Annotated in this window: 7 protein-coding genes; 2 read left to right on the forward strand and 5 right to left on the reverse strand. The window is 71.5% G+C overall.

The window, feature by feature from the left end; translation table 11 throughout:
* Nucleotides 1–221: 221 nt before the first annotated feature.
* The 4 genes from AB0C29_RS18790 to AB0C29_RS18805 all read right to left on the reverse strand — a co-directional run bounded on the left by AB0C29_RS18790 (nucleotide 222) and on the right by AB0C29_RS18805 (nucleotide 6516).
* Nucleotides 222–2123 carry an acyl-CoA dehydrogenase family protein gene (locus AB0C29_RS18790; protein ID WP_360821721.1) on the reverse strand — a complete coding sequence of 634 codons (1902 nt, stop codon included), beginning with the start codon at nucleotides 2121–2123 and terminating at the stop codon, nucleotides 222–224.
* A 105-nt stretch (nucleotides 2124–2228) separates the two neighbouring features.
* Nucleotides 2229–2807: a hypothetical protein gene (locus AB0C29_RS18795; RefSeq protein WP_360821723.1), complete on the reverse strand. Its 579-nt coding sequence runs from the start codon at nucleotides 2805–2807 to the stop codon at nucleotides 2229–2231.
* Nucleotides 2808–2833: 26 nt separating this feature from the next.
* Nucleotides 2834–4762 (reverse strand): ABC transporter ATP-binding protein, encoded by a 1929-nt coding sequence (locus AB0C29_RS18800; protein ID WP_360821725.1) that lies wholly within the window; start codon nucleotides 4760–4762, stop codon nucleotides 2834–2836.
* Nucleotides 4759–6516: an ABC transporter ATP-binding protein gene (locus AB0C29_RS18805; RefSeq protein ID WP_360821727.1), complete on the reverse strand. Its 1758-nt coding sequence runs from the start codon at nucleotides 6514–6516 to the stop codon at nucleotides 4759–4761. Before AB0C29_RS18805 ends, AB0C29_RS18800 begins: the two co-directional genes overlap by 4 nt.
* Before the next feature lie 214 nt (nucleotides 6517–6730).
* Here AB0C29_RS18805 and AB0C29_RS18810 point away from each other — a divergent pair, with 214 nt between their 5' ends.
* On the forward strand, nucleotides 6731–7006 hold the full coding sequence (locus AB0C29_RS18810; RefSeq protein WP_360821728.1) for a DUF3311 domain-containing protein: 276 nt from the start codon (nucleotides 6731–6733) through the stop codon (nucleotides 7004–7006).
* Between the two features lie 27 nt (nucleotides 7007–7033).
* A complete protein-coding gene (locus tag AB0C29_RS18815; RefSeq protein ID WP_360821732.1) occupies nucleotides 7034–8716 on the forward strand; it encodes a sodium:solute symporter in 1683 nt (560 codons plus the stop codon).
* Here AB0C29_RS18815 and AB0C29_RS18820 read toward each other — a convergent pair.
* On the reverse strand, nucleotides 8703–10155 hold a 1453-nt coding region (locus tag AB0C29_RS18820; protein WP_360821730.1), incomplete at its 5' end, for an alpha/beta hydrolase. The genes AB0C29_RS18815 and AB0C29_RS18820 overlap by 14 nt on opposite strands.

A 10155-nucleotide genomic window follows, 5' to 3' on the forward strand; every position in this document is an offset into this window, starting at 1 on the left:
CTCGGTGGATGCGCCGCAGGACCTGCTTGCGCTGTCCGGCGCGGTGCCGACCAGGCGGGCACGAGGGCGACGGTGGTCGCGGTGAGCGTGGCCGTCATGGCCAGCGCGGTCGAGAACCGCATCATGCCTCCGGGAGCGGTGAGAACAGAGTGGACAGACTCCTGCCTACCGCGAGTGGGAGGTGCGCACAACCGGAGACACGCTCGTCACCGAATGTGAAGTCACTCCGTGGCTGTGAACGGCGGGATCCGCCGGCGGACATCCTCGACCGTCGCCGGGCCCGGCTGCCAGGCCGACACCCAGGCGCCCTCGGTGGACCGCGGGAGGATGCCCTGCTCCAGGAAGGCGTAACGGCCACCCAGCACCCGGCGGGTGGCTTCGACGTCCAGAGAGTCGGTGTTCTCCCAGAGCGCGGCGAAGAGCGCCTCCACCCGGAGCCGGGACTGCTGGCAGAACAGGTCGGCCAGCTCGCGACCAGCGGCGCGGTGCTCCCGTTCGGCGCGGGCCCGGACGCACACCGCGGACATGGCGAACAGCTCGGCGCCGATGTCGACGATGCGGCCCAGGAAGGCCTGCTTGTGCTCCAGCCCGCCCTGCCAGCGGGACATCCCGTAGAACGTCGACCGGGCCAGCTTGCGTGAGGTCCGCTCGATGTAGCGCAGATGCGGGGCGAGGGGGCCGAACTCCGCGTACCCGTTCGGCATCTGGCCGCGCCCGACCGCCAGGCTCGGCAGCCACCGCGCGTAGAAGGCCCCGGCCCGGGCCCCGGCGCGGGCCTTGCGGCCCATCCCGGCCTCCGGGTCGATGATGTCGCCGGCCACGGTGAGGTGCGCGTCGACCGCCTCCCGGGCGATGAGCAGGTGCATGATCTCGGTGGAGCCCTCGAAGATGCGGTTGATCCGCAGGTCCCGCAGGACCTGCTCGGCCTCGGCCGCGCGTTCGCCGCGGGCGGTCTGTGAGGCGGCCGTCTCGTAGCCGCGGCCGCCGCGGATCTGGATCAGCTCGTCGGCCACCAGCCAGGCCGTCTCGCTGGCGAAGAGCTTGATCAGCGCGGCTTCGATGCGGATGTCGTTGCGGTCGTCGTCGGCCAGGATGCAGCACAGGTCCAGGGTGGACTCCATCGCGTACGTGGTCGCGGCGATGAAGGCCATCTTCTTGGCCACGGCCTCGTGCTGCGACACCGGCCGGCCCCACTGCACCCGCTCGGCCGACCACTCCCGCGCGACGGCGAGCGACCATTTCGACGCGCCGACGCACATCGCCGGCAGCGACAGCCGGCCGGTGTTGAGCGTGGTCAGGGCGATCTTCAGGCCCTTGCCGAGGCCGCCGATGACGTTCTCCTGCGGCACGAACACGTCGTGGAAGCGGGTCACGCTGTTTTCCAGGCCGCGCAGGCCGAGGAACTCGTTGCGCCGCTCCACCGTGATGCCGGGCGAGTCGCCCTCCACCACGAACGCGGTGATGCCCTTGCCGGGCACCCGGGCCATCACGACCAGCAGGGTCGCCACGGTGCCGTTGGTGGCCCACAGCTTCACCCCGTTGAGCCGGTAGCCGCCCTCGACGGGCTCGGCGACGGTGCCCAGGCGAGCCGGGTCGGAGCCGACGTCCGGCTCGGTGAGCAGGAACGCGGACACCTCGCCGGCGGCCAGCCGGGGCAGGAACGCCTTCTTCTGCTCCGGGGTGCCGAAGGTCTTGAGCGGCTGCGGCACGCCGATCGACTGGTGGGCCGACAGCAGCGCGCCGACGGCCGGGCTGGCCGAGCCGATCAGGGTCAGCGCCCGGCAGTAGTGCAGGTTGGACAGGCCGAGGCCGCCGTACTCCTTGTCGATCTTCATGCCGAACGCGCCGAGCGCGGCCAGGCCGTGGAAGACCTCGTCGGGGATGCGGGCGTCCCGCTCGATGCGGGCGCCGTCGACCTCCGCGACCAGGTATGCCTCCAGCTTGGCGAGGAACTCCTCGGCGTCGGGACGGGGCTCCGCCGCGGGCCAGGGATCGATGAGGTCGAGCCGTAACCGCCCGAGGAACAGCTCCTTGCCGAAGCTGGGCTTGCGCCACTCGGCCTGGCGGGCCTCCTCGGCGACCTTGCGCGCCTGCTTCTCGGTGACGTCGGCCGGTTCGGTCACGGTCTACCCCCTTGACCCGGGCACGGCTGCTCGTGACAGCCACGCTACCCAGCGGGGTTACCGCAGGGTAGCCCTCGACCGATGTCGATCAACGACACCCGGCGCTCACGAGTCGGCGGGGATGTCCGTCTCGAGCTGGTCGACGATGGGGTTCAGCAGCTCGTTGAGCTCACGGACCAGCACGGCGACAGCCCGGTGCGCGTTCTGCTCGACCGCCGCCTCCGGGCCTTCCGGGGCCGGCGGCAGGTCGTCGAGCCGGACGGGCGCCTGCACCAGCAGCGAGGCGCGCAGGTGCGGGCTGCGGGTCAGGTCCTGCTCGGACGGGCCGACGTACTGGCCGAACAGCTGGGGCCAGTCGCGCCAGCCGCGGTCCCGGTCCCACTGGCGGCTCCAGGTGAGCTGGGCCGGCCACGGCGACACCAGCGTGACGTCGCAGATCAGGCTGCCGTCCCAGGCGCTGCGCGAACACGCCGCCGAGACGATCCGGGGATGCCGGCGGACGTAGCCGGGCTCCAGGCCGGTGGCCAGCCGCCACGCCACCACGGCGAAGGTGACCGGCGCGAAGTCGCCCCACGCGGGGGCGAACTCGTCGATGCGGCTGCGCACCTCGCCGGCGTACCGGCTCGGTCCGCCGGTCGCATGCTCGCGATCGAACTGCTCGTCGATCCAGAACGCCTGCTGCACGGTCCCAGCCTAAGGGGCGGCGGGGATCAGGCCGGCGCCGAGTGCGCCGCCCAGGTCTCGAACATCGTCGCGTAGCGGCCACCCGCGGCCAGCAGCTCGTCGTGGCTGCCCGTCTCCACGATGCGGTGCTCGTCCACCACGATGATCCGGTCGGCCCGCATGGCCGTCGACAGCCGGTGCGCCACCAGGATCGCCGTACGCCCGTCCAGCAGGCGGTCCAGCGCCGCCTCGACCCGCAGCTCACTGCGCAGGTCCAGGCTCGAGGTGGCCTCGTCCAGCACCACCACCCGGGGCTCGGCCAGGAACGCCCGGGCCAGGGCCAGCAGCTGGCGCTCGCCCGAGGACACCGACTGGCCGCGCTCGTGCAGCGGGGTCGCGAGGCCCTCCGGCGAGCGTTCCACCAGGTCGCGCAGGCCGACCGCGTCGACCGCGGCCCACACCTCGGCGTCGGTGGCGGCCGGGCGGGCGAAGGCGATGTTGTCGCGCAGCGTCCCGGCGAACAGGAACGGCTCCTGCGGGACGACACCGATCTGCCGGCGCAGCGAGGCCAGGGTGACCTCGCGCAGGTCGTGACCGTCGATCCGGATGCTGCCGGCGGTCGGGTCGTAGAGGCGGGTGACCAGCTTGGCCAGCGTCGACTTGCCCGCGCCGGTCGGGCCCACACAGGCCACCGTCTCGCCCGGGTGGATCACCAGCTCCACGCCGGCCAGCACCGGGCGGTCCGGGAGGTAGCCGAAGGTGACGCCGGCGAAGACGATCTCCCCGCGTACCGGTGGAAGGTCTGTCGCCTCCGGATGCTGGACCACCGACGGCCGCGCGCCGAGCAGGGTGTTGATCTTTCCGATCGCCGCCCGGCCCTGCTGGTACTGGGTGTAGAGCTGGACCAGTTGCTGCACCGGCTGGAAGAAGGCGTTCAGGTAGAGCACGAAGGCGGTCAGCTCGCCGATGGTCAGGGTGCCGCGCAGCACCATGCGGCCGCCGATCAGCAGCAGCGCCGCCATGCCGAGCAGGCCGATGACCGACGTGCCGGGGCCGTAGATCGCGTTGATCCGTCCGGTGAAGTCGTTGGCGTCGCGGTAGCCGCCGACCACCTCGCGGTGCGCCACGATGTTGCGGTCCTGCCGGTTGTGCGCGGTCACCACCCGGACGCCGTTGAGGCTCTCCGACAGGTCGGCGAACATCGCGGCGATCGCGTCCCGCTGGCGGTTGTAGCCCCGGTCGGCCGCCCGGCGGAACCACAGCGAGGCGATCAGCAGCGGCGGCACGACCAGCATGAGCGTGATGACGGCCAGCCCGGCGTGGTAGTGGAACAGCACTCCGGTGACCACGACCATGGTGAGCGCCTGGATGACGAACTGGGCGAAGCCGTCGGCCAGCAGGGACTGCAGCGACTCCACGTCGGAGGTCATCCGGGTCATGGTGACGCCGGCCTTCTCCCGGGTGTAGTAGTCCAGCGACATGCGCTGCAGGTGGGCGAAGATCCGGATCCGCAGGTCGCGGGTGGCCGAGGCGGCGAGCCGGCCGCTCTGCCGCATCCGGACCGCGGTGGCCAGGCCGGTGGCCAGCACCGCCGCGACGAAGGCGACCGTGGCGCCGACCAGGACGGGCAGGTTCCTGGCCGCGATGCCGTGGTCGATGCCGACCTGGACCAGGTACGGCCCGGCCTGCAGCAGCAGGGTCTCGACCAGGATCGCCAGCAGCGCCGCCACCAGCAGGCCGGGCCGTCCGATGACCAGCCGGGGCAGCGTGACCCGGGCACCGCTGTCGGCCACCGGGTCGAACGGGACGCGCGGATCGCCGTGCTCCGGCTCCTGTGCCTCCAGTTTCGCGACGCCCTCGGCCACGTCGGCCGGGATGCCGGCGAACGGCAGCCCGTTGCCCTTGCGCCCGGCCATCCCCATCGAGGGCCGCCCACCACTGCTGAAGCCGCCGAAACCACCGCCGAAAATGCTCATGCCGCCACCGCCGAGGCGAGGACCCGGGCGTACTGCGGCTCGGTCGCCAGCAGCGATTCGTGGGTGCCGTCGGCGACCACCCGGCCGCCCGCCATCAGCACCACCCGGTCGGCCAGGCTGATCGTGGAGAGCCGGTGCGCCACGATGATCGTGGTCCGCCCGCGCATGAGATCGCGCAGCGAGGAGTGGATGCGCTGCTCGACCGTCACGTCGATGGCACTGGTGGCGTCGTCCAGCACGAGGACCGGCGGGTTCACCAGCAGGGCCCGGGCGATGGCGACGCGCTGACGCTGGCCGCCGGAGAGGGTGTAGCCGCGTTCGCCGACCACTGTGTCGTACCCCTCGGGCAGGTCCTGGATGAAGTCGTCCGCCCCGGCCGCCACCGCGGCCGCGACCACGGACTCGCGGTCGGCCCCGGGGCGGCCGTACGCGATGTTGTCGTGCAGCGAGAGCGAGAACAGGAACGGCTCGTCGGGCACGATGCCGACCTGGTCCCGCAGCCGGGCCAGCCGCAGGCTGCGCACGTCGTGCCCGTCCACCGTGATCCGGCCGCCGGTCACGTCGTAGAACCGGGCGAGCAGCCGGCCCAGGGTGGACTTGCCGGAGCCGGTGGCCCCGACGACGGCCACCGTCTCCCCGGCCCGGATGCGCAGGTCCAGGCCGTCGAGGGCCAGGGTCCCGTTCGGGTACGCGAACCGCACGTCCTCGAAACGCACGTCGCCCCGCAGCACCACGTCCACCGGCTCGGCCGGGTCCACCACCTCGCTGGGCGTGTCCAGGATCTCGTAGATACGCGCGGCCGAGGCCGAGGCCCGCTGACCCATCATGATCATCATGCCGAGCATCCGGAACGGCGGCTGGAGCATCAGCACGTACGAGTTGAAGGCCACGATCGTGCCGACCGTGGTCCCGCCGTCGATCACCATGATGCCGCCGACCAGCAGCACCAGGGCCAGCCCCAGCCGCGGCAGGTTGTCCAGTACGGGATTCCACCGGCTGCGGATCCGCGCGTCCTGCAGGTACGCCCAGCGGATCCGGTCCGCGGCCTCGGCCAGCGAGCGCAGCTGCCGCCCCTCGGCGGCGAACGCCTTGACGATCCGCACGCCCTGGATGTTCTCGTCGACGACGGTGGCCAGCCGGGCCAGCCGGGCCTGGATGAGCCAGGACACCGGGAAGATCGCCTTGCGCATGCCGACGCCGAGGAAGCCGATGACCGGCATGGTGGCCATCGCCACGATGGCCAGCGGCACGTTGATCGAGAGCATCAGCACGAAGGCGACCACCGCGATCAGGCACTGCACCAGGATCGACGGGCCGAACGACAGGTACATCTGCACGGCGCGGATGTCGGAGCCGGACCGCGACATCAGCTCGCCGGACTGGACCCGGTCGAAGAAGCCGAACGGCATCCGGGCCAGGTGCGCGTAGACGATGTTGCGCAGGTCGTACTCCAGCTCGTACGCGGTGCGCAGCAGGTAGAGCCGGGCGGCGTAGTTGATCAGGCCCTGGGCCAGCGCCAGGGCGACGATCCACCAGACGTAGGTGGGCAGGTCGGCGGTGCGCTCGACGATGGCCCGGTCGATGCCGAGCCGGACCAGGTTCGGGATCTGCACCTGGACGACGAGCCCGGCGAACGACAGCACGAGCGAGGTGATCAGCAGCGCGCGGTGGGCCCGGACCAGCGGCAGCGCGCGACGCAGCCAGGATTTGCGCTGGTCAGGGTCGATGGCGGCGCGGGGCGCGCGGCGGCTCAACAGTGAGCCGGGGCGACGGCGGAAGGATGGGACACGGCGCCTCCTGCGGGATACTTAGCCAGGCTAAGGATACCCCGGGCCCGTGACGAGGCGAGTACCGCCGGTTCAGTGATGAGTATTGATCTCCGTCGCTTCGGGTGATTGAGTGGCTCGCGTATCGCGCAGGTGACATAGGTCACTGGTCATTCCATCATGCATGCCCCGGAGGGGTTCTATGACGGCGAATCGGTACGGGCCGCAGCACGGCACCGGCGAGTGGCGCACGATCCGCGAGCGCAGCGCTGTCCGCCGGCCGGCCCGCGTCCGGCGGGCGGATGCCAGCCCCTGGAACTGGCTGCTGCTCGTACCGATAGTCCTGCCGTTGATCCCGGGTCTTTACAACCGCATCGAGCCGACCGTGTTCGGGATCCCGTTCTTCTACTGGGGCCAGCTGTCCTTCGCCTTCCTGGCCAGCGCGATCCTCACCTTCCTGCACCTGAAAGTGCGGTGACGGGGACCGGTGTCCGACAAGCAGGTCATGCAGCTCACGATCTTCCTGGCGGTCTTCGGCGCGGTGACGATGCTGGGCTTCGCCGCGGCGCGCTGGCGCCGGCCCGACTCGATCCACAGCCTTGAGGAGTGGGGCCTGGGCGGCCGCGCGTTCGGCAACTGGGTGACGTTCTTCCTGCTCAGCGGGGACGTCTACACGGCCTACACGTTCGTCGCGGTGCCCACCCTGGTGTACGGCGTCGGCGCGGCCGGCTTCTTCCCGGTGCCGTTCCTGGTCATCGTCTACCCGATGCTGTTCGTGGTGCTGGCGCGCTTCTGGTCGGTGTGCCACGTGCACGGCTTCGTCACCCCGGCCGAGTTCGTCCGCGCCCGTTTCGGTTCGCGCAGCCTCGGCACCATCGTGGCTGTCCTCGGCATCGTGGCGACGATGCCCTACATCGCCCTGCAGCTGATCGGCATGGAGGCGGTGTTCGAGGTAATGGGCCTGCCCAAGGGCTGGCCGCTCACCGTGGCGTTCGCCGTGCTGGCGCTCTACACGTTCAACGCCGGGCTGCGCGGCCCGGCGCTGGTCTCCATCATCAAGGACGCGCTGGTCCTGTGGACGGTGCTGGCGGTGATCATCATCGTGTCGATGACCCCGGGCCAGTGGGACGTGGTGTTCCGCATCGCCCAGGACAAGTACGCGGCCAGCCCGCGCACCGACGACGGCCTGCTGCTCGCCTCGCAGAGCCAGCTGAACTACGTGACCCTGGCGCTGGGCTCGGCGGTCGCGCTCTTCCTCTACCCGCACACGCTCACCGGCGTGCTCGCGGCCCGCAACCGCGGCACGCTGCGCCGCAACCTGGCGGCCCTGCCGCTCTACACCCTGACCCTCGGGGTGCTCATGCTGATCGGTTTCGCCGCGGTCTTCGACGGTACGACGGCAGTGGGCGGCAACAGCAACACCGTGGTCCCCCAGTGGTTCGCCGAGAACACTCCGCCCTGGACGGCCGGGCTGGCCTTCGCAGCCATCGGCGTCGGCGCGATGGTGCCGGCGGCGATCATGTCCATCGCCGCGGCGAACCTGTTCACCCGGGACCTCTATCGCCAGTACATCCGCCCGCACGCCTCGGCCCGGGAGGAGACCTACGTCAGCAAGACCGTGTCGCTGACCGTGAAGTTCGGCGCCCTGCTGGTCATCCTGCTGCTCAACACGCAGTTCGCCATCGACCTGCAGCTGATCGGCGGTGTCCTGATCATGCAGACCCTGCCGGCGGTGGCCCTCGGCCTCTACACGAACTGGTTCCACCGCTGGGCCCTGGCCGGCGGGATCGGTGCGGGCCTGGCGGTGGGCCTGCTGATGCTCTACCAGGTGCCCAAGTACGCCGGCGACGGCCGCACGGTGGTGCGCGAGCATCTCGGCGGATCGGCCTGGCCGCTGAGCAACCTGGGCATCGACAGCGACGCCTCGATCTACGTCGGGATCGTCGCCCTGGCGGTGAACCTGCTGGTGGCGGCGCTGCTCACCCCGGTGCTGCGCGGCGCGGGGGCTGCCGACGGCCGCGACCACACCCGGGAGCACGACTACGTCGCGGACGAGGGCGACCCGACGGTCCGCCGCATGGTGGAGATCCTGGACGGCGAGCCGGTCCCCGACCGGCCCGAGCAGCCGGTCTCGCTGTTCACGCCGGTGCCCCGCCGTCCCCGCGACGAGGGGGTCAGAACCAGGTGATCCCGGTCCGGCCACGGATACCGCGGCGCGGCCCGATGCCGCCCACGCCGGCCGCCTTCGGCTCGACTCCGGGGCACCGGGTCCCGGCGGCGGGCGGCCGGACGGTCAGCAGGTAGCGGTCCACCGCCCCGCCCACACAGTCGCTGCGGCCGTAGACGGTGTGTCCCCAGCCCTCGTAGGTGAGCAGGGATGCCTTCGGGCCGAGCTGAGCGGCGACGTGCTGGGCCCAGGCGTACGGGGTGGCCGGGTCGTGCCGCGCGTTGACCAGCAGCACCGGGCCGGTCTTGGCCGGGGACAGCGCCCGCTGCGGGTTGGCCGTGGCACCGGTACGGCCCAGGCAGCCGTAGACCGAGGTGAGCGCGAGCGGCGAGAACGGCATCTGCGGCGACTTCGCGGCGATCCGGTCGAGGCGGGTGCGCAGGTCGGCGTACCCGGCCACGGGCATCGACCAGTCGTCGCAGAACACGGCGTGGAAGTTGTGCTCGCTGACGTCGACCGCGGCGGCCCGGCCGAGCTTGGTGCCCGCGCCGCCGGTCGCCTCCTTGATGAAGACGCCGAGCGAGTGCCACTGCGGGTCGTACATCGAGCTGAACGCGACCCCGACCAGCTCGTGCAGGGTCAGCTTGTACGCCGTGTCGTTCGGGTCCCGCAGCGTGCCGCGCCGCGCCGAGGCGAGCAGCCCGGCCCAGAGCTTGCGGACGTCGCGACCGTGTACGGCGCACTCGGTGCTGCGCGCGCACCAGGCCACGAACTCGTCGAACGAGTCCTGGGCGGTGAGCGCCTCGCCGCCCAGGAAGCCGTCGGTGTCGACGGTGTGGTCCATGACGCTGTCCAGCACCATCGCGCGGACCCGCTGCGGGTAACGCTCGGCGTACTGCTGGCCGAGCAGGGTGCCGTACGAGGCCCCGTAGAAGCTGATCCGCTCCTCGCCGAGTGCGGCCCGTACCGCCTCCAGGTCCCGCACGACGCTCAGCGTGTCGACGTGCCCGTAGAGCGGTCCGGTGCGCCGGGCGCAGTCGGCGGCGAGCCGGCGGTTGTAGGCGACGAACGCGTCGTACGCCTTCGCACTCTCGATGGCCGGCGGCGGGGCAGCGGTCAGCACCGTCGTCGTGCACACGATCGGGTGGCTGCGTGAGATCCCGCGCGGGTCGAAGCCCACGATGTCGAAGCGCCGGCGCAGCTCGGGGCTGAAGAACGTGCTGTCGAGGGTGAAGTCGACGCCCGAGCCGCCGGGGCCGCCGGGGTTGACCACCAGCGTGCCGATCCGCTGCTTCTTGTCGGCAGCCGGGCGGCGGGCCAGCGCGATCGCCACGGACGCCCCGTACGGCTGGGCCCAGTCGACCGGCACGTCGAGGGTGGCGCACTGGGCGGTCTTGTCCTCCTCGCAGGGCTGCCACTTCGGCGCTGCCTCCTGTCTGTTCTGCGTAGTCCATCGCCGC

Origin of the sequence: Actinoplanes sp. NPDC048791, assembly GCF_040650095.1 — a bacterium.
Classification (GTDB): Bacteria; Actinomycetota; Actinomycetes; order Mycobacteriales; family Micromonosporaceae; genus Actinoplanes.

Excerpts from the sequence above, each read along its gene's own strand:
- AB0C29_RS18800 (WP_360821725.1), bottom strand. The coding sequence starts at position 4,762 with ATGAGCATTTTCGGCGGTGGTTTCGGCGGCTTCAGCAGTGGTGGGCGG.
- AB0C29_RS18810 (WP_360821728.1), top strand. The coding sequence starts at position 6,731 with ATGACGGCGAATCGGTACGGGCCGCAGCACGGCACCGGCGAGTGGCGC.
- AB0C29_RS18815 (WP_360821732.1), top strand. The coding sequence starts at position 7,034 with ATGCAGCTCACGATCTTCCTGGCGGTCTTCGGCGCGGTGACGATGCTG.